Origin of the sequence: Mesorhizobium sp. LCM 4577, assembly GCF_001854795.2 — a bacterium.
GTDB lineage: Bacteria > Pseudomonadota > Alphaproteobacteria > Rhizobiales > Rhizobiaceae > Mesorhizobium > Mesorhizobium plurifarium.
In genome coordinates, this window is record NZ_MDDU01000024.1 from 240,010 (window position 1) to 257,658 (window position 17,649).

Below are 17,649 nucleotides of genomic sequence, written 5' to 3' on the forward strand. Positions count from 1 at the left end.
CGGAGACACGACCCGTCAATGCCGGCCCAAAGCATTTGGACGCTTCTCAGCTGGGGACCGGACGGCTGGAGTGACGACATTGCGTCTGGCGTTCTGGTCACCATTGCACTGGCGCTCGCCACATTGCCGATCGGCCTGGTGATCGGGTTCTTCGTCGCTTTCGCCAAGCAGCACGAAGAGCCGTCGCTCAGGCTCGCCGGCAACATCTACACCACGGTCTTTCGCGGCCTGCCCGAACTGGTGACGCTGTTCCTGTTTTTTTTCGGCATGCCGCTTCTGTTGCAGTATGTCGTGCGGCTGTTCAATCCGGATGCCACCATCGACGTCAACAGCTTCGTCGCCGGCATGATCGTGCTGGCGCTGATCTTCTCCTCCTACGCCAGCGAGGTCTTCCTCTCCGCGTTCCGCGCCATTCCGAAAGGCCAATATGAGGGAGGCTACGCCATTGGCCTGTCGAAATGGCAGACGATGCGGCTGGTGATCCTGCCGCAGCTGATACGCATCGCTTTTCCGGGTCTCGAGAATTGCTGGCTGAGCCTGCTCAAGGACACTTCGCTGGTCTCAGTGGTCAACCTCGCCGAGACATTGCGCCAGTCCGGCGTCGCGGCGCGCGTCACCAAGCATTCCTTCCTGTTCTACAGCGTCGCGGCGCTGATCTTCCTGGCGCTGGCCGTCCTGTCGTCGATCGCCACGAGCTACATCCTGCGCTACCTCGGGCGGAGGGAAGCGCGATGAGCGTCAGCCAGGCTATCGCCATCGACAAGCCGCCGCCGCAAGCGCGCGGCTGGCCGCGAGCCCGCATCCTCGGCTATGCGCTGGTCGGCATCTGGATTCTCTTCGGCGCCGGCATCGTGGCCTACCTGGTCTACGCCTGGAATCCCGAGTTCTTCGCCAGATACGCGCCGGCCTATCTTCAAGGCTTGGGAACCACCCTGTCGCTGGTGGCGATCTCCATGGTCCTCGGCGCCATCCTGTCGCTTCCGGTCGCCTATGGCCGCATGTCCAAGGACCCGATCCTGTCCGGGCTTGCCTATTGCTACGTCTATTTCTTCCGCGGCACGCCGCTGCTCGTGCAGACCTACCTGGTCTATTACGGCATCGGCTCGTTCCGGCCGGAGCTTGAGACGGTCGGGCTGTGGTGGTTTTTCCGTGAAGCCTTCTATTGCGGCGTCTTTGCTTTTTCGCTCAACACCGCCGCCTACCAGGCGGAAATCCTGCGCGGCGCCATCGAAAGTGTGCCGCGCGGCCAATGGGAAGGTGCGGCCTCGCTCGGCCTGCACAAATTGCAGACGTTGCGCAAGGTGGTGCTGCCGCAGGCGATCATCGTCGCGCTCAGGCCCTACGGCAACGAGCTCATCCTGATGATCAAGGCCTCGGCGATCGTCGCCATCATCACCGTCTACGATCTGATGGGCAACGCCAAGCTCGCCTACGCGAAATCCTTCGACATCCAGGCCTATATCTGGGTGGCGATCGTCTATCTGGTGATGGYCGAGATCCTGCGCCACGGCGTCGAATGGATCGAGCGCCGGATCACCGTCCATTTGCATCGCTAGATCAAACCGTTCAGGCCTGCACCAGTCGATGCGGCGCTGCGTGCCTTGACGAATTTTTCGCATGGCCTAGACCTTCGGCCACTGGAAACCGTGTTTTGTTGGAAGGCAGGCTTATGGCATCGGTTGCATTTCTCGGTCTTGGCGTCATGGGCTATCCGATGGCCGGGCACCTCAGGAACAAGGGCGGGCATGACGTCACCGTCTATAACCGCACCAAGGCAAAGGCCGAGCAGTGGGTGGCCCAGCATGGCGGCAAACTGGCGCTGACGCCGGCAGAGGCTGCCGAGGGCAAGGACTTCGTCTTCTCCTGCGTCGGCAATGACGATGATCTGCGTTCGGTGACGACCGGCCCGAACGGCGCCTTCGCGGCCATGAAGAAGGGTTCCGTCTTCATCGACAACACCACCGCCTCGGCCGAGGTGGCGCGCGAGCTTGACGAAGCGGCGCGCCAGGCGGGCTTCTCCTTTCTCGACGCGCCGGTGTCCGGCGGCCAGGCCGGCGCCGAGAACGGCGTGCTGACCGTCATGGTCGGCGGCGATGAGGCCGCCTTTGACAAGGCGCGGCCCGTCATTGACGCCTACGCCCGCATGATCGGCCTGATGGGCTCGACCGGCGCCGGCCAGCTGACGAAAATGATCAACCAGATCGCCATTGCCGGCCTCGTCCAGGGACTGGCCGAGGGCATTCATTTCGGCAAGAAGGCAGGCCTCGATATCGAGAAGGTGGTCGAGGTGATCTCGAAGGGGGCAGCCGGCTCCTGGCAGATGGAAAACCGCCACAAAACGATGAATGCCGGCAAATATGATTTCGGCTTCGCCGTCGACTGGATGCGCAAGGACCTCGGCATCTGCCTGGCGGAGGCCAACCGCAACGGCGCCAAGCTGCCGGTGACCGCGCTGATCGACCAGTTCTACAAGGATGTGCAGGACATGGGCGGCAAGCGCTGGGACACGTCCTCGCTGCTGGCGCGCCTGGAGCGCTAGGCGTCGCAATGCCCCTGCCCGATCCGACCTGGAGCGCCGACGACATCGTCGCTCATCTGCGCTCGATCGGTGTGGCGGAAAACCTGACCGGCATGGCGCGCTTCGGCATCAACACCGCGACCGCGCTTGGCATCGGCAATTCCGAATTGCGGCCGCTGGCGCGCAAGGTCAGGAAGAACCATGAACGCGCTGCTGCTGTGGAAGAGCGGCATTCGCGAGGCGCGGCTGATGGCCGCCTTCACGGGCGAGCCGAAGAAGCTCGACATCGGTCAATGCCGGCGCTGGGCCGCCGATTTCGACAGCTGGGAGATCGTCGACACTGTCGCCGACCTGTTCGCCGAAACGCCGTTCTGGCGCGAACTGGTCGACGAGTTCGCCGAAGACGACCGCGAATTCGTCCGCCGCACCGCCTTTGCCATGCTTGCCTGGAGCGCGGTGCATCTCAAGAAGGAACCGGACGCGACCTTCCTTGCCTATCTGCTGCTGATCGAGAAACATGCCGGCGACCCGCGTAATTTCGTCCGCAAGGCGGTGAATTGGGCGCTGCGGCAGATCGGCAAGCGGTCGATGAGCCTGCACGCCCCTGCCCTTGCGCTGGCGGAAAAACTGGCGGCATCGTCGGACAGGACGGCGCGCTGGATCGGCAAGGATGCGGTGAAGGAACTGACGGATGCCAAACAGCTCGCAAGGCTCGCAGCCGCAAAAACCTGACCTTTCCGGCCTCCGTTTTGTCGAGGTGACGCAAGAAACGCGCGGTCGTTTCGAATCGCTGTTCGAGCAGCCCGGCGCTCCGAAATATTGCTGGTGCATGGCCTGGCGCCATTCCAGCCGCGAGCACATTGAGAACGACGAGAAGAAACGCATGATGATGGCGCTGATCGATGCCGACACTCCCGTGGGCATCCTCGCCGAGTTGGACGGGGGACCGGTCGGCTGGTGCTCGGTCGCGCCGCGCGAAACCTACCGAAGACTTTCAAAGCAGCAGGACGACTCCGAGACCGGCATCTGGTCGATCGTCTGCTTCTACGTGCCGAGGGCCTTGCGCGGCGGCGGGCTGGCTTCCGCCTTGCTCGATGCGGCGATCGACCATGCCTTCGCCAAAGGCGCGCACATCGTCGAGGCCTATCCCGTCCACGAGGCAGCACCCAGCTATCGCTTCATGGGTTTTCGCGACATGTTCGTCGCGCGAGGCTTCCAAGAGACCGGAACCGCCGGCACGCGCCGGCATGTCATGCGGCTGAACCGTTGAGCCCTGACCGGTCACGATGCTTTTACTCGATTCCGCAAATCCACTCGCGGAGGATGGAGCGACCATGAACAAGCGTTTCAGATCATGCGCGACGTTGGCGGCGGTGCTCCTGCTCGTTGCCTCGGGAACCCATGCCTCGGCCGATGTCGCGCATATCTTCTGGAAGGATCTCCGTCCGGCCACGCAAGCGATAGCCGAGGACGCGAACCTGCCGATGATCGCGGCAAAACTGCCCGACCACGGCGAGACCTTGTCGTTCGATCTGCGGGACAAGACGATACAACTAGCCGGCTATGCACTGCCGGTCGACCGCGAGGGTGACCTCGTCTACCAATTCCTGCTGGTGCCGTGGACCGGCGCCTGCAGCCATATGCCGACGCCGCCGCCGAACCAGATCGTGCTGGTGACGCCGGCGCATCCCTACAAGATGAAAGAGGCTTATGAGCCGGTCGCCGCCACCGGCGTGCTGCAGCCCGGCATGGAGAAAAGCCAGCTCTTCATCCTCGACGGCGTCTCGATCGTCCAGTCCGGATACACCGTGCGCAAGGCCGAGGTGACGAGCGTCGACAGCGTGCCGGACGCGGTCACGCTGCCGGTCAACTCGCCGTGGAATTTCCTCAACAAAAAGAAGAATTAAGGCCGGTCGGCGCAACCAGTGTCATGCCGCGTTCGCGCCCGATTCCTTGTCCAGCACCATGTAGTCGAGCGGGATTTCCGTCGTGTACTTGATCTGCTCCATGGCGAAGGACGACGAGACGTCGCGGATCTCGATCTTGGCGATCAGCCGCTTATAGAATGCATCGTAGGCGGCGATATCGGGCACCACCACGCGCAGCAGGTAATCGACGTCGCCGCTCATGCGGTAGAACTCGACCACCTCAGGGAATTCCTGGATCACCTCGGAGAAGCGCCGCAGCCATTCATGGCTGTGCGAATTGGTGCGGATCGACACGAAGACGGTGACGCGCACATTGACCTTCTCATGGTCGAGGATGGCGACGCGCCGCTTGATGACCCCCTCCTCCTCGAGCTTTTGGATGCGCCGCCAGCACGGCGTGGTCGACAAGCCGACTTTCTTGGCGACATCGGCGACCGCGAGCGTCGCGTCCTCCTGCAGGAGGCGGAGAATTTTTCTGTCGAGGCGATCCATGGGAAGCTCCAGGGGAATAGTTTCGCCATAATCCCTTTTATCGAGGCCTTTAACAAGAAAGAAATTCTGCCAAAGGCACGAAAAGCGAGTGATATCTTGCAGAATGCCTAATCGATGCGATAGCGGATTTCCGATCTCAGGAAGGGCAGCAAATCCATTTCAAACCAGGGATTCTTCTTCAGCCAGCCGGTGTTTCGCCATGACGGATGCGGCAGCGGCAGCACTCTCGGAATGGACGGTCCATCCCATATGGCGCGCCAGTTCCTGACCGTCTCGGTCAGCGACGGCAGGCGTGTCGTGCCCATATGCCATGCCTGCGCATAACCACCGATGGTCAGCACCAGGTCGATCTGGGGCATCAGCGCCATCAGGTCCGAGCGCCAGGCGGGCGCGCATTCGCGGCGCGGCGGCAGGTCGCCGCCCTTGGCGTCCTGGCCGGGAAAGCAAAAGCCCATCGGCACGATGGCGAACTTTTCCGTGTCGTAGAATTCCTGCGCGCTGACGCCGAGCCAGTTTCTCAGCCGGTCCCCCGAGGCATCGGTGAACGGCATGCCCGACAGATGCACCTTGGTGCCCGGCGCCTGGCCGGCAAGCAGGATCCGCGCCGTCGAGGACGGCTGCAGCACCGGCCGCGGCTCATGCGGCAAAGGCTGGCCACGGGGCTCATCGATGCAAATACGACAGGCCCGCACCCTTTCGGTAAGGCGCTCCAGCGCTTGGCTCATATCGGGCGGATTATCCAATTTCGGTCGCTCAGGCCGTCGCGCTCGGCCGGCTTGTAAGCGCCGCGTACCAGCGCAGCACGTTCGTGCATTCCTCCGGCACCTTGATGCGGGCCGGTTTCATGAAATCGATGGCGATCATGCCGGTGATGTCGGCGACCGAATAGGCGTCGCCGGCGGCGAATTCGCGCTCCGCCAATTCATGGTCGAGCAGATGCAGGAATTCGATCGCTTTCGGCTTGTTGGCCTCGCCCCATTCCGGAATTTGCGGCACCTCCCATTCCTTCATCGCCGGATGGATATGCCGGAACGCCGCGGCGACGCTGGCCATCAGGTTCAGTTCCATGCGCCTTTGCCACATCTCGACTTTTGCCCTGCCGAGCGCGCCCGTGCCGAACAGCGCGGGCTCGGGATGGAGCTCCTCGAAATAGCGGCAGATGGCGATCGATTCGGTGATGATGGTGCCGTCGTCGAGCTCGAGCACCGGCAGGCGCCGCAGCGGATTGCGCCCAGCCACCTCTTCGCCGCGATGTTCCAGCGCGCCCATGTCGACGGGCACCAGCGGCACCGTCAGCCCCTTCTCGGCAAGGAAGACGCGCACGCGTCGGGGATTGGGCGCGCGGCCACCGTCGAACAGCTTCATTCGAACCTCCAGCTTCTCCACCGGATCATAGGGCGCGGGTCCGCCCATCACCAGAAGCGAACAAATTCGCGCAACGCATCGCCGAACGAGGCCAGCATGCCATGCTTTCTCTCGACCGGCGCGTCATGATGGCTGTCGCGCCATTGCTGCGGCTCCTCGAAAGCGCCTGCCCAGATGCCAACCTTGGCCGCTCTCGCCACCGCTTCCTCGGTTTCGAAGCCGCCGAAGGCAACCGCCCATCCGGCCTGCACCTGGGCCTTGTTCAGGTCGGTGTCGCCCGCCCTGCAATCTCCGAGCAGGCGGCCGTAGCGGTCGCGCTGCCAGCCGCTGCAGGAAACCGGCCTGCCGGCGATCAGGCGCACCAGCGACTGCCGCGCCAGCTTGCCGCAGGGATAGTCAGCGCCGGCCTTCTGGCAGGTCTGCTGATATTCCGGAGCGTCGATGCCGCGCATGCGGATGCGTTCGCTCCCGAGCGTGATCGAATCGCCGTCATTGACGATTGCCGTACCTTGCTCCTTGCGTGTCTCGAAGCGATCGAGCCGCGCCGCCACCAGGATGAGCAACCCGAGCAAGAGGAAGGCCAGCCCATAGTCCAGCAGCTTGCGCCCGAGGCTGCGCGGCGGGCTCGCCGCGTAGCGTCGGCGCGGTCCTCGCGGCCCGAAACAGCTCATATGGCAAACAGTCTCTTAATCATTCGAACGTAGCTTAACGAACTGACAGTCGCTGCGCGCAGAAATTGAAGTCTGTATGCCTTTGCAACGCTCGAACACAGCGGATAAATTTATTGTGGACCGCCGTAAACCGCACCGCAACAGCGATGTGGCGCGCGCGGTGCGCAAGACGCGCGACCGCCTTTCGCAGCAGGCGGGCAGCCTCGACTTCGACCGTGAACTGCTGAAGCTGCATGCGCGCACCATGGTGGTCAGCGCGATCGCGATTCCCCTGCTCGTGCTCGCGGTGGCGGCGACAGGCCGGCTGGCGGGCATGGACGGCCCAATCACCATCTGGGCATTGTCGACGCTGCTTTGCTACACGATCGTCGCTTTCATGGCGCGTCGTGTGGAGCGGACCGAAGCGGCCGAACTCGACCCGGTGCAGACGCGCCGCGACTTCCTGATCGGCCATTTCCTGTGCGGCCTTGGCTGGGCATGGTTTGCCTGGATCGGTTGCGACACATGCCAGATCGACCAGTTCCATGTGGCCAAGGCCATGGTGATCCTGGTCGCGATGGCGATGACGGCTGTCTTGGCCTCCTCGCTTGGTGGCGCCCTGTTCGCGACTTTCGCCATTCCCGTTGCCGTTTATGTCTACACCATCATGCGTCTGTGGACGCCGATCGAAGCCACGATGGCGGCACTGCTCATCGCGGCGCTTCCGTTCTTCGGTTACGTCGCGCGCCACCTCAACCGGGCGTCGCTGATGGTGCTGTCCTTCCGTTCGGAGAAGGACGCGCTGATCGCCGAAGTCGAGACGGCGAAATCAATGTCGGACGAGGCAAGGCGGCGCGCCGAGGACGCCAATCTGGCGAAATCGCGTTTTCTCGCCTCGATGAGCCACGAGCTCAGGACGCCGCTCAACGCCATCCTTGGCTTCTCCGAAGTGATGGCCAATGAAGTGCTGGGTCCGATGAACAATCCGACCTATCGCGATTATGCCCATGACGTGCACGAGTCCGGACAGCACCTGCTCGACCTGATCAACGAGATCCTCGACCTGTCGCGCATCGAGGCCGGCCGCTACCAGCTCAACGAGGAACCGGTCATGCTGGTGACCATCGTCGAAGATTGCTGTCACATGATGGAGCTGCGCGCCCGTAACAAGGACATCCGCATCATCCAGGAGTTCGAGGAGACCTTGCCGCGCCTCTTCGCCGACGAGCGCGCCGTCCGGCAGATTACCCTCAACCTTCTGTCCAATTCGATCAAGTTCACCCCATCCGGCGGCGAAGTGCGCGTGCGCGTCGGCTGGACCGCCGGCGGCGGCCAGTACATTGCAGTCAAGGACAACGGCCCGGGCATACCGGAGGAGGAAATCCCGGTGGTGCTTTCCGCTTTCGGCCAAGGCTCGATCGCCATCAAGAGCGCCGAACAGGGCACCGGCCTCGGCCTGCCGATCGTGCAGGGGCTGCTCGCCATGCATGGCGGCACGTTCGAGCTTCATTCCAAGCTACGCGAAGGCACCGAGGCGATCGCCATCTTCCCGCTGAGCCGGGTGATGGAGGAATTGCCGGCCTTGCCGACCAAGGCTGTCGCGGCGACACGTGGACGCCGGTAGGGCAATTCCAGGAGAAGTGTGAGCTGTTTCCGTCCGGAATTGCGTAAAAACAAAGAGATAGTGCGGCTCTTGGAACCTTTAACGGCGGATAGCCACCGCCATGCCCGAACTCGTCAACGCCGCGGCCTTGACGATACCGGCGGCCAGAGCGRCCCCTACCCCTTCGCCATGGCCGATGCCGAAATCGAGCAGCGGCCGCAATCCGAGCTGTTCGGCCACCTTGGCATGGCCGGGCTCGGGCGAGAGGCTGGCGAGCAGGCAGTGATCGAGCGTGCCTGGGTTGGCCGCATGCAGGGCAGCGGCCGCCGCCGTCGCTACGAATCCGTCGAGCAGCACGGGAATCTTTTCCATGCGTGCCGCGAGAATGGCGCCGCAGATCGCCGCGAACTCGCGTCCGCCGACCCGGCGCAAGGCCTCGAGCGGATCGCTCAGACCCGGGCCATGGAATGCCAGCGCCCGATCGACGACCTCGGCCTTGCGCGCGATCATCATTGCATCGGCGCCCGCTCCGGGGCCGACCCAGTCGGCCCCCTCGCCGCCGAACAGCGCTGCGCAAAGCGCGGCGGCGATCGTCGAATTGCCGACTCCGAGATCGCCCAGGCACAGAAGATCGGCGCCGCCCGCGACCGCCTCCATGCCGAAGGCCATGGTCGCGGCGCAGCCGCGTTCATCGAGCGCATCCTCCTCGGTGATGTCGCCCGTGGGAATATCCAACGCGAGGTCGAAGACCTTCAGGCCGAGATCGTTGGCGATGCAGACCTGGTTGATCGCAGCCCCGCCGGCAGCGCAGAGCTCGACCTCGTTGGCGGTCGCCGCCACCGGCCGCGGCGAGATGCCGTGCCTGACCGCGCCGTGATTGCCGGCGAAGATCGCCATCAGCGGCCGATTGATCGCCGGCGGTGCGCGCCCGCTCCAGGTGGCAGTCCAGGCCGCGATGTCCTCGATTCGTCCCAGCGATCCTTTCGGCTTGTCCGCCTTGGCGAACAGTGCCCGGACGCGGCCGCCCGCCGCGTCATCGGCCAGCGGCAGCGCCGCGAGGAGGCTTCGGAAATCGTCGAAGGGCTGAGCAGGCATTTATGTCGGTCGCGGTTGGTTGCGAAAATCGCAAGCGGCATAGCCGCCTTCTCCCGCCGGCACAACCGCCTGACGATGCCGCGAACGCGTCGCCTTGCGACGCATCGCGGAGGGCTTGCATTGCTCCGGCGGTTGCACCATGTGGAATAAAGCCAAGAGAACAGCATGACCGCCATCGAATCCCCCTGCATCCTGGTCTGTTCGATCGATATGAAAACCGGGTTCTGCTTCGGTTGCGGCCGCACGCGCGACGAGATTTCCGGCTGGCTGACGATGACCCCCGAAACGCGCCGGGCGGTGATGGCCGAACTGCCGGCACGGCTCGACACGGTCGAGCGGCGGCCGCGCCGCGAGACAAGGCGTGCCCGCATGGCGCGCGAGCGCGGCGTTTTGTGAGAAGAAACCGATGAATCGGCTGTTCTGGATTGTCATGGCGGTGATCGGCGCCGGGGTCGTGCTGCTCATGCTCAACAATTCGGCCGGCCACACCTTCGGCATGAACAACAACGATTTCAGCCGGCTGATCTGGGTCGGCGTGCTGGTGATGGTGATCGGCGCGAGCCTGCTCCGCTCGGGCCGGCCGCTGGGCGACATGGCGCGCAATATCGGCGTCTGGGCCGCGCTGATCCTCGTGCTGATCGCCGGCTACCAGTATCGCTACGAGTTGCAGGACGTCGCAAGCCGCGTGACCGCCGGCCTTGTCCCGGGCAGTCCGCTGGCGCTCGGCGTGGAGAATGGCCGCCCGACCGTCACGCTCGACAAGGCCGACAACGGCCATTTCGAGGCCCGCATCCTGGTCAACGGCACCCCGGTGCGGGCCGTGGTCGACACCGGCGCGACCAGCACGGTGCTGACGTCCGAAGATGCCCAGGCCGCGGGGTTCAACCCGGCGGCGCTCAGCTACAGCGTGGATGTCTCCACCGCCAACGGCATGGCGCGCGCGGCGACGGTCAGGACCGACGAGGTGGCCATCGGCGGCATCGTGCGCAAGGACATGTCTGTGATGGTCGCCGCGCCCGGCATGCTGGACCAGAGCCTGCTCGGCATGAACTTCATCGGCTCCTTGTCGGGTTTCGACGTGCGCGGCGACCGCATGATTTTGCGGGATTAATCGATCGAGTCAGGCTGCCTCGGCCTCCGCCGCCGCAAAATCGATCGCAGTGAACGCAGTCCTCAAAACCTCAGGCCCGGCACCTGGTTTGTTCGCGTCGGTGGAAAGAATCTGCCGGAAGCGGCGCGCGCCGGGGAGACCGTGGAACAGTCCGACCATATGGCGGGTGATGTGGCCGAGCCGTCCCCCCTTCTCGATATGGCGCGCGGCATAGCCGGCCATGGCGTCGATCAGCGCCGGATAGTCGAAGGCGGCGGCCGCCTCGCCGTAGAAAGCGGCATCGACCCCGGTGAGGATCCCCGGCGTATGGTAGGCGGCGCGGCCGAGCATCACGCCGTCGACATGGGAAAGATGCACCGACGCCTCGCCGAGTGATTGGATACCGCCATTGATGCCGATGAATTCATTCGGCTTCCTGGCCTTCAGCCGGTAGACGCGCGGATAGTCGAGCGGTGGGATGTCGCGATTCTCCTTGGGGCTCAGCCCCTCCAGCCAAGCCTTGCGGGCATGCACCCAGAGCGCATCGGCGCCGGCGGCGAGCACGCCGTCGGCGAGCGTGTCGAGGGCGGGCTCCGGGTCCTGATCGTCGACGCCGATGCGGCATTTGACCGTGACGGGGATCTTCACGGAAGCCTTCATCGCCGCGACGCATTCGGCGACCAGAGCCGGCGTCTTCATCAGGCAGGCGCCGAACGTCCCCGACTGGACGCGGTCGGACGGGCAGCCGACATTGAGGTTGATCTCGTCGTAACCGAAGGCCTCGCCGATCCGCGCCGCCTCGGCAAGTTTTGCCGGATCCGATCCGCCAAGCTGCAATGCCACCGGATGCTCGACATTGTCGAATCCGAGCAGTCGCTCGCGCGCGCCATGGATGACCGCATCCGCCACCACCATCTCGGTGTAGAGCAGAGCCCGACGCGTCAACTGGCGATGGAAGAACCGGCAATGCCGGTCTGTCCAATCCATCATAGGTGCTATGGCGATTCTAAGGTTCGGGTATTTCTTCATTCTTTTGTAGCTGAACGGTTGGATCCCGTGCGTCTCGGTTTTTCGTCACGACACAATGCTCATGGAGCACATACGCACGATCCTACCCTATCAGTTAAATTTGGCGTTTCGATAGCCTTGTTCAGCGCCGGACCAAGCACCCAAGACACGTAAGAAGACGTTTGGCGGGCAATCCTGTTTGGCCTACGGTTATCGAAGCAGTACCACGGCCGCATTCGGGAAACCCTTGGCGGCAAAAGGTCGGTCGGCATCTATGCTCAGGCTGGAATCGCCGCTGTAGAGTATTTGCCACGCGACAACCCATCCAGATTTTACGATCGTCTTTAGATCATGCGTTCCCTTCATCCGAAGGCGATGATGCGGCAGGTAAATAGTTCCGTTTACCGAATAATTCTTATTCCCTGAGAACGATATGGTCGCAATCCTATCCGACTTTTCGCGAGAACCGAATATCGCAAGCCCTGAATAGACCCCGTCCTTAGGCGCGGAAAGTCGCACTGAACCGTTCCCTGGCGATTGAATGATGCTGGAGCCCGCATCGAGGAAGAGGGTAACACCATTCCCCTTCAAATTCGCGTCGCTGCCGATGCCGACGACCGCGTTGTGGAAGTAGTAAATTCCTGGGGAAAAGGTTGCGTTTCCGTCAAAGCTGATACTCCCGCAGAAGGTGCGGCCGGCGGGCATTGAAACATCGGCAAGCGCCTCATTGTTGTAGTCACAACCGGTCGGAAGAACTGGCTCCGGTATTTCGATAAGCGGATCTGCGAGTTGGGGCTGGTTCGGAATTGGCTTAACGCTGTAGCCACCCCCCTGATAGCCGCCCGCGACCGAGATCTTGCTTGCGGCAATTTTTCCCCCGCCAACGTGCCTCAGCGCGGTCGTGCTGGAAGAGTTCACTTGAATGCCGCAGTTTTGAGCCGATACTCCACCGGCCCCTGTCACCGTCAAAGCTCCGCTGGATTCTGGGTCAAGGGCATAGACACAATAATCCGGAGCGGTTTTTCGCGCCATCGCTTTGACGTGAAGGTCTATTGTCTGAATCCCAGCGAGACCCATAAAAAACGTCGGCATTCTGGCCGAGATCTCAACGTTCGCCTCTCTCAGAGCACTATCAGTCTTTGTGATATCGGCATCGACGATGAGGTTGGTCGCAAAGTCCCCGTTAGCAAGCGCCCAGTCCTTCGCTGACTTGACGGCGTCTTCGTTTTCCCGGTCGGATTCAACAGCAGTAAGCGCTGCCGTGTCGGCTATCTCCTGCAATCTGGATTTCCAGAAAATGGCGTTGGTGAGGTCGACGCTCAACCCCAAGACCAACCCGAGTGGCACCGCCAACAGTGCGGCCGCTACTGCTAAATTTCCGCGTTCATTACGCAATAGCTTGGCAAGCCTGCGCATCGAAATCACTTTCTCGGGATAACAATTAGCACGCCTAGCTTTAAGTAGGGCGCTACTTTAACCCGAAAGCTTGGTCGACCTGGTCCGATTGCAGCATATCGATGGACGAATGTCCCACACCGGGAAGAATCAATAACCGCCAGTTCAAGGGCCAGCCATTAGCCGTCGCGACGGCTTGCGCTAGCTCAAACGTGAATTCCCCCCGCTCCAAGCGCGTGGCGCCCTGACGCAATGCGGCCGCGCTTACACCTAGGTCAGTTTCGCCCGTATCCTCTTCTCCGAGATAAATTGTCAGAGGGAGCGCCAGATAGGCTTTCAACTCTTGTGTGGCCTGATCCGTAGTGTACACGCAACCTGAGGGCAGACATCCCAACCCGTATGCGACCGCTTCCGACAGGGAGGGCAATACGTACGTGGATGGATTGGCTACCACAATCCTTTTGGCATCCGCCAAGGCAAATGCCGCGACGCGAGACATGAATTGTGCACCGGCCGAGTGTCCGAAAAGGTAATATCTCGCCGTCGGCAATCCTTCTCGCTTCCGCGCCCACGCCACGAGGCCCTTAATATACCAGACTGTCCATCGGTCCCGAGGTTGAATGGAGCCGTCGTGCACAATGCCACCTAGCTGGTAGCTCCAGGTGGGAAATCGCTCCTGGTCAAAAAGCGGCGCCATTACAATCATACAATTTCGGTCAGCTAACGGCTCTGCATAGTCTCTATATGACGAGGCCGTCCTATTGAGGCCATGAAAAACAAATAAAATTGACGGGTTGCTGCAGTATTTCGGATGGTATGTATATATAGTGAACTTTGTTCCATTGATGGTTACCGATGTCGAGCCRTCGCCGACTTTCCAAGCACTGGCCGAACTCGAATACACTAGACCGCAAGCCAAAATGGCTGCAGCTGCGAGACGCATCGGGAAACGCATCAGCCGCTCCTAAAGCTAAAGCTACATGAAAGATATAAGACATTAGCTAATGCTAAACAAATCGAATCCGCTGGTGCGGTAAAGAGTTGGTTTCGCATGGACCCCTGGGACCGAGCCGACGCCCCTCCTTGGTCGGCGCCGGTTCAATTACCTTGATTGATGCGCCCGGGCGACGGCACAAATCACGCCAGATCTCAGACGCTTTGAGATCGGTCAGGCCACGGCAGTGGTTCCGTTGGGTCGGGCGTCCGCATTGCCAAGGCGGCCAGCCTCGAAGCCCATTCTTCTGGCGCAACTCTCCGCGATGAGCCGGCATACGTTGACGGGTCGGCCATACATCGGGAAGAGATGCAGTCCAAGATCAGGGAGGGTATTGGCCTCAATCACGATGTAATTTTGAGGATCTGCTTTGCTGGTGTGGTCCCGAGATAATATGTCGACGCCGCCGACATGAAGGCCGGGAATAGCGCGCGCAACTCGCTCCGCGATACGTTTCATGCTAGGGTGAACTAGGTCGGTGATCCCCCTTGTTTCACCGCCGGTTGACGCATTGCTCTTCCAGTCGATCACGACAGTTTGCCCTTTAGCAGGGATAGAATCCAAGTCAAACCCTTGCGAAGCGAGTATAAGTCTCCTGTAGTCATCTACGAAAATTGGCCGCTTCCCTAGATGCGGGTTGTTCGCGCGAAGTTCGTTCTTAGCATCGATGAGCTGCCTTACGGTCCCCTTTCCATTGCCAAGCACTGTGGGTGGAACACGCATAGCAACAGCAATGCACTGGGAGTCGACGACCAGATACCGTGCCTCGTCTCCCTGAGCAAAATACTTCTCCACGAGGATACGTCGACCGGTGCGCCGCAACGCAGCGTCCCATGCTGCTTCAAAGGTCGCGGGGGTCACATTGACGGAAACACCGCTACCTTTTCTCCCATCGAACGGCTTCAAAACCGCATTTCCGAATTCGGAGACTTTTTCGCGTGCAGCTTCCTTGTTGGATATTTTGAAGGTTCTGCCTTCGGCAAAGCTGACTCCAGCCCGCCTGAATATCGCTCGTGACAGCCTTTTGTCTTTCAGCATGTGATACGCCGTAACAGCAGTAAAGCTGGTGTCGCCTTCGCGAAGGATGCATTTCTCGCCCTCTGCAGAGACGATTAGCAGCGGCCCTAACGTCTTAGTGCGAAACCCAAGCTTTATAAATTCGGAAGACATAAGTTTTCTACTGTTGAATTCCTCGGCATTCTCGTAGTTGTTGAGGACGTTTACACGATTCAGCATCGCTTCAATCTCCGGCAAAAGTATTGCATTTTTACCGCTTTGATGTTGGCTTCCACTAGCCAACAGCCTCTCTAGCTATTGGCTAGATCTGCCCCCATTTCTTGCTGGCTTGGAGCCGGCGCCGCCCGCACATCCATATCGCCAAACCAGCCATTTCTTTCGGCCAAACACGACACCGCCATTGCATGCATCTCAGCCCTAATCAGTGGCGGACGCGCAAGGCACCTGGACGGAATCGATTCCGTCGCCAGTTCTTCCGAGGCCGAAGCAAGAAACATCCTTGCTCCTGACCCATCGGAGCTCCATCTCATGAACAGCGCCAGCCCGCCGCCTTGAAGATGCCTGCGCAGATCAGGATCGAGATCGGTGCCGGCGCTGACTAGTATCAGCTTAGGAGGCGGCAGTGCCGACAGGGCTCGACGAGATACGATATCTTCCCTGTCAACGATGAAATATCCCCGGCTGACTCGTTGCAGCACCTTGCCAAAGAGATCGTCAAGTATCTCGCCATTCTCCGCGCTCGATGGTGTCACGGAAACCGCATGGCAAACGCCCAGCCCGAGACCTTTTGCCCAAATTCGTTCCGGCGAGGCAGCGTAAATCAGAGCCTCCAAGAACGGATCTCTAGCCAGCATTGGCGGAGTGGGTCGCTGGCCGAGTTCCTGGGGGACACCATCGATGTATGCTCCTCTCTTGGAGAGGAGGCCGGTTCTTCGCCCTTCGGCCTGAAGGCGCCGGTTGATAGCTTGCGCCACCATGCTCGTGTGAAGATCGCCCACAACGAGCAATGTTGCGACTGCCGATGATTCCGGAGCCTTGTACAAGTTTGCAAGAATCAGCTCGCTAACGTCTCTCGACGAGCCGCCTCGCGGCGAAAGATGAAATTCGATGCCCGGGCGTGCATTCACCTCAAGTACGGCGCATCCAACCTCCTTATGGGAGATCGCAATATCGGGCATGATCAGGTCGATCCCGGCGATGCTAAGGCCAAACGCCCTGGCAATGCGTTCACACAGCTGCTGATTTTCCGGGTGAACTTCGTCCGTAACGTCTACGGGCACACCTCCCCGGGCCAAGTGACCGGTGGGACGTAGGATCACGCGCTTTCCGTCAGCGGGGACAGACTCCAATGAGAGCCGGTGCTGCCGGATGTGCCGCAGAAGCTCATCGTCTATCTCCACGCGAGACAGCTGTCGGCCGTCACGGTCGGGTTCCCCGTTCAACTCTTCTATAAGGTTGCGTAAGGTTTTTTCGCCGTCGCCAATTACTTCGGGCGGGCGACATATGACCGCCGCGACAAGGCGATAATCGACGACCGTTGCACGATACTCCGATCCCGCCACATATTGCTCCACCAGCACTCCACTATTTTCCGTGTGCTTTCTATTTCGCAGCGCGTATGCCCTCTCAAACGCCTCTTCGACCGCAAGCCGTCCCCGTAGCTTGACCGACACGCCTCGCCCTTGATTTGCCTGGGCCGGTTTAACTACTACGCTCTTGCCTAGCTGCTTGGCCGCCGAAACCGCCTCGGCCTTTGTGCGAACCGTTATCTGCCGGGGAACTGTCATCCCGGCTTGAGCCAGTAATCTGTTGCTCAGCCTCTTGTCCAAAGCCGTCTTCGCTGAAGCGAACGAGGTCGAACCGGAGATCGTCGAGAATAATTGCTTCTGGTGCTTGCCGTGCCCAAGGCGAAGATGGTTGCGGGCGACGAACTCGAACGGAATGCACTTTCTCTTGGCCGCAGCCACCAACACTGCGGTGGAATTTGAAAGCCGCCGCTTCTTGGCTCTTTCCAGGTTCGTATTTTGTGCAAGGGTATAGTTCTCAGTAGGATTCCCTCCTCGGGCGGCCTCGCTGATCGCGTCAACGACGGCCAATGCGGCCGCGCGCGACATTTGGGGATCGTCCGTCTCCCACACGACAGAAAAGGACAGCGGGGCTGCATCACCCACCACGGCCGCTGTAGGGGATGAATAGAAGTTCATCTCCCGGCACAGTTCCCGATCGGCGAATTGAATCGCGTCCGCGATGTATTGCGCAACTGGCGTGTCCTGCGGGCACTTGGGAAACAGACTGGAGAGTGCCGAGCGCGCCTCCGGAATGAAATCGCAAACGCGAGCCTTCACAGACGGCGATATCTCCAACGCAAGCTTAATCACCGTATTTACGCTGTAGACGTTTGTCCCCAACAACGTTCGGAGCCCGACCACCGCGATCGGATTCGGTTTTTGAAGAAGAGTTTCCACGACGCCGTTGCCCCCAACGCTAAGTACTC

At 61.1% G+C, this 17,649-nt stretch carries 19 protein-coding genes and 1 pseudogene; 9 read left to right on the top strand and 11 right to left on the bottom strand.

Annotated elements, in window-relative coordinates; all coding sequences use genetic code 11:
• The first annotated feature begins 18 nt into the window (after positions 1-18).
• The 3 genes from LCM4577_RS22810 (at position 19) to LCM4577_RS22820 (ending at position 2,539) form a co-directional block, all read left to right on the top strand.
• On the top strand, positions 19-735 hold the full coding sequence (locus LCM4577_RS22810; RefSeq protein ID WP_040982779.1) for an ABC transporter permease: 717 nt from the start codon (positions 19-21) through the stop codon (positions 733-735).
• Entirely contained in the window at positions 732-1,556 is an 825-nt protein-coding gene (locus tag LCM4577_RS22815; RefSeq protein ID WP_071073565.1) for an ABC transporter permease, read from the top strand. The genes LCM4577_RS22810 and LCM4577_RS22815 overlap by 4 nt, the downstream gene beginning before the upstream one ends.
• Positions 1,557-1,669: 113 nt before the next feature.
• Positions 1,670-2,539, top strand: coding sequence for an NAD(P)-dependent oxidoreductase (locus LCM4577_RS22820; protein WP_071029872.1), 870 nt, complete (start codon positions 1,670-1,672; stop codon positions 2,537-2,539).
• On the opposite strand, the gene LCM4577_RS22825 is transcribed toward LCM4577_RS22820, so the two are convergent.
• Positions 2,536-2,721: a hypothetical protein gene (locus LCM4577_RS22825; RefSeq protein WP_244508415.1), complete on the bottom strand. Its 186-nt coding sequence runs from the start codon at positions 2,719-2,721 to the stop codon at positions 2,536-2,538. The two genes, LCM4577_RS22820 and LCM4577_RS22825, sit on opposite strands and share 4 nt — an antisense overlap.
• Here LCM4577_RS22825 and LCM4577_RS22830 point away from each other — a divergent pair.
• From LCM4577_RS22830 to LCM4577_RS22840, 3 genes and pseudogenes are all read left to right on the top strand, one after another.
• Positions 2,632-3,250: pseudogene (locus tag LCM4577_RS22830) on the top strand (DNA alkylation repair protein). The gene LCM4577_RS22825 and the pseudogene LCM4577_RS22830 sit on opposite strands and share 90 nt — an antisense overlap.
• Complete coding sequence (locus LCM4577_RS22835; RefSeq protein ID WP_083354814.1) at positions 3,210-3,788, top strand: GNAT family N-acetyltransferase; 579 nt, start codon at positions 3,210-3,212, stop codon at positions 3,786-3,788. Before LCM4577_RS22830 ends, LCM4577_RS22835 begins: the two are co-directional and overlap by 41 nt.
• 64 nt (positions 3,789-3,852) lie before the next feature.
• Positions 3,853-4,425 (top strand): DUF3299 domain-containing protein, encoded by a 573-nt coding sequence (locus tag LCM4577_RS22840; RefSeq protein ID WP_071073567.1) that lies wholly within the window; start codon positions 3,853-3,855, stop codon positions 4,423-4,425.
• A gap of 21 nt (positions 4,426-4,446) precedes the next feature.
• On the opposite strand, the gene LCM4577_RS22845 is transcribed toward LCM4577_RS22840, so the two are convergent.
• The 4 genes from LCM4577_RS22845 to LCM4577_RS22860 all read right to left on the bottom strand — a co-directional run bounded on the left by LCM4577_RS22845 (position 4,447) and on the right by LCM4577_RS22860 (position 6,974).
• Complete coding sequence (locus LCM4577_RS22845; protein WP_006205209.1) at positions 4,447-4,938, bottom strand: Lrp/AsnC family transcriptional regulator; 492 nt, start codon at positions 4,936-4,938, stop codon at positions 4,447-4,449.
• A 107-nt stretch (positions 4,939-5,045) separates the two neighbouring features.
• Positions 5,046-5,663, bottom strand: coding sequence for a uracil-DNA glycosylase family protein (locus tag LCM4577_RS22850; protein ID WP_071073568.1), 618 nt, complete (start codon positions 5,661-5,663; stop codon positions 5,046-5,048).
• Positions 5,664-5,691: 28 nt separating this feature from the next.
• A complete protein-coding gene (locus LCM4577_RS22855) occupies positions 5,692-6,303 on the bottom strand; it encodes a glutathione S-transferase (RefSeq protein ID WP_071030125.1) in 612 nt (203 codons plus the stop codon).
• Positions 6,304-6,350: 47 nt separating this feature from the next.
• On the bottom strand, positions 6,351-6,974 hold the full coding sequence (locus LCM4577_RS22860) for a thermonuclease family protein (protein WP_071029864.1): 624 nt from the start codon (positions 6,972-6,974) through the stop codon (positions 6,351-6,353).
• A 76-nt stretch (positions 6,975-7,050) separates the two neighbouring features.
• On the opposite strand from LCM4577_RS22860, the gene LCM4577_RS22865 reads away from it, so the two are divergent.
• Positions 7,051-8,577 (top strand): HAMP domain-containing sensor histidine kinase, encoded by a 1,527-nt coding sequence (locus LCM4577_RS22865; RefSeq protein WP_071073571.1) that lies wholly within the window; start codon positions 7,051-7,053, stop codon positions 8,575-8,577.
• 78 nt (positions 8,578-8,655) lie between these two features.
• Here the strand turns inward: LCM4577_RS22865 and LCM4577_RS22870 are convergent, their stop codons facing one another.
• Positions 8,656-9,651 carry a nicotinate-nucleotide--dimethylbenzimidazole phosphoribosyltransferase gene (locus tag LCM4577_RS22870; protein WP_071073572.1) on the bottom strand — a complete coding sequence of 332 codons (996 nt, stop codon included), beginning with the start codon at positions 9,649-9,651 and terminating at the stop codon, positions 8,656-8,658.
• A 165-nt stretch (positions 9,652-9,816) separates the two neighbouring features.
• Here LCM4577_RS22870 and LCM4577_RS22875 point away from each other — a divergent pair, with 165 nt between their 5' ends.
• Both LCM4577_RS22875 and LCM4577_RS22880 read left to right on the top strand, forming a co-directional pair.
• Positions 9,817-10,047 (top strand): DUF1289 domain-containing protein, encoded by a 231-nt coding sequence (locus LCM4577_RS22875; RefSeq protein ID WP_071029858.1) that lies wholly within the window; start codon positions 9,817-9,819, stop codon positions 10,045-10,047.
• Positions 10,048-10,057: 10 nt separating this feature from the next.
• Entirely contained in the window at positions 10,058-10,762 is a 705-nt protein-coding gene (locus tag LCM4577_RS22880) for a TIGR02281 family clan AA aspartic protease (RefSeq protein ID WP_071073573.1), read from the top strand.
• A 9-nt stretch (positions 10,763-10,771) separates the two neighbouring features.
• Here LCM4577_RS22880 and dusA read toward each other — a convergent pair whose 3' ends face one another.
• The 5 genes from dusA to LCM4577_RS22905 form a co-directional block, all read right to left on the bottom strand.
• Entirely contained in the window at positions 10,772-11,770 is a 999-nt protein-coding gene (gene dusA / locus LCM4577_RS22885; protein WP_071073574.1) for a tRNA dihydrouridine(20/20a) synthase DusA, read from the bottom strand.
• A 189-nt stretch (positions 11,771-11,959) separates the two neighbouring features.
• Positions 11,960-13,165, bottom strand: a complete 1,206-nt coding sequence (locus tag LCM4577_RS22890) for a pilus assembly protein TadG-related protein (protein WP_071073575.1) — start codon at positions 13,163-13,165, stop codon at positions 11,960-11,962.
• A gap of 52 nt (positions 13,166-13,217) precedes the next feature.
• On the bottom strand, positions 13,218-13,643 hold the full coding sequence (locus tag LCM4577_RS22895; protein ID WP_131803203.1) for a hypothetical protein: 426 nt from the start codon (positions 13,641-13,643) through the stop codon (positions 13,218-13,220).
• Positions 13,644-14,312: 669 nt separating this feature from the next.
• Positions 14,313-15,437 (bottom strand): hypothetical protein, encoded by a 1,125-nt coding sequence (locus LCM4577_RS22900; RefSeq protein ID WP_131803202.1) that lies wholly within the window; start codon positions 15,435-15,437, stop codon positions 14,313-14,315.
• Between the two features lie 8 nt (positions 15,438-15,445).
• A complete protein-coding gene (locus tag LCM4577_RS22905) occupies positions 15,446-17,620 on the bottom strand; it encodes an acetate--CoA ligase family protein (protein ID WP_131803503.1) in 2,175 nt (724 codons plus the stop codon).
• Between the last annotated feature and the right edge of the window lie 29 nt (positions 17,621-17,649).

What these genes read in the sequence shown, in the direction of transcription:
- LCM4577_RS22895 (WP_131803203.1), bottom strand. Translation starts at nt 13,643, where the DNA reads ATGTCTCGCGTCGCGGCATTTGCCTTGGCGGATGCCAAAAGGATTGTG.
- LCM4577_RS22850 (WP_071073568.1), bottom strand. Translation starts at nt 5,663, where the DNA reads ATGAGCCAAGCGCTGGAGCGCCTTACCGAAAGGGTGCGGGCCTGTCGT.
- LCM4577_RS22875 (WP_071029858.1), top strand. Translation starts at nt 9,817, where the DNA reads ATGACCGCCATCGAATCCCCCTGCATCCTGGTCTGTTCGATCGATATG.
- LCM4577_RS22865 (WP_071073571.1), top strand. Translation starts at nt 7,051, where the DNA reads ATGCCTTTGCAACGCTCGAACACAGCGGATAAATTTATTGTGGACCGC.
- LCM4577_RS22860 (WP_071029864.1), bottom strand. Translation starts at nt 6,974, where the DNA reads ATGAGCTGTTTCGGGCCGCGAGGACCGCGCCGACGCTACGCGGCGAGC.
- LCM4577_RS22810 (WP_040982779.1), top strand. Translation starts at nt 19, where the DNA reads ATGCCGGCCCAAAGCATTTGGACGCTTCTCAGCTGGGGACCGGACGGC.
- dusA (WP_071073574.1), bottom strand. Translation starts at nt 11,770, where the DNA reads ATGAAGAAATACCCGAACCTTAGAATCGCCATAGCACCTATGATGGAT.
- LCM4577_RS22840 (WP_071073567.1), top strand. Translation starts at nt 3,853, where the DNA reads ATGAACAAGCGTTTCAGATCATGCGCGACGTTGGCGGCGGTGCTCCTG.
- LCM4577_RS22820 (WP_071029872.1), top strand. Translation starts at nt 1,670, where the DNA reads ATGGCATCGGTTGCATTTCTCGGTCTTGGCGTCATGGGCTATCCGATG.
- LCM4577_RS22890 (WP_071073575.1), bottom strand. Translation starts at nt 13,165, where the DNA reads ATGCGCAGGCTTGCCAAGCTATTGCGTAATGAACGCGGAAATTTAGCA.
- LCM4577_RS22880 (WP_071073573.1), top strand. Translation starts at nt 10,058, where the DNA reads ATGAATCGGCTGTTCTGGATTGTCATGGCGGTGATCGGCGCCGGGGTC.
- LCM4577_RS22825 (WP_244508415.1), bottom strand. Translation starts at nt 2,721, where the DNA reads ATGGTTCTTCCTGACCTTGCGCGCCAGCGGCCGCAATTCGGAATTGCC.
- LCM4577_RS22845 (WP_006205209.1), bottom strand. Translation starts at nt 4,938, where the DNA reads ATGGATCGCCTCGACAGAAAAATTCTCCGCCTCCTGCAGGAGGACGCG.
- LCM4577_RS22855 (WP_071030125.1), bottom strand. Translation starts at nt 6,303, where the DNA reads ATGAAGCTGTTCGACGGTGGCCGCGCGCCCAATCCCCGACGCGTGCGC.
- LCM4577_RS22835 (WP_083354814.1), top strand. Translation starts at nt 3,210, where the DNA reads ATGCCAAACAGCTCGCAAGGCTCGCAGCCGCAAAAACCTGACCTTTCC.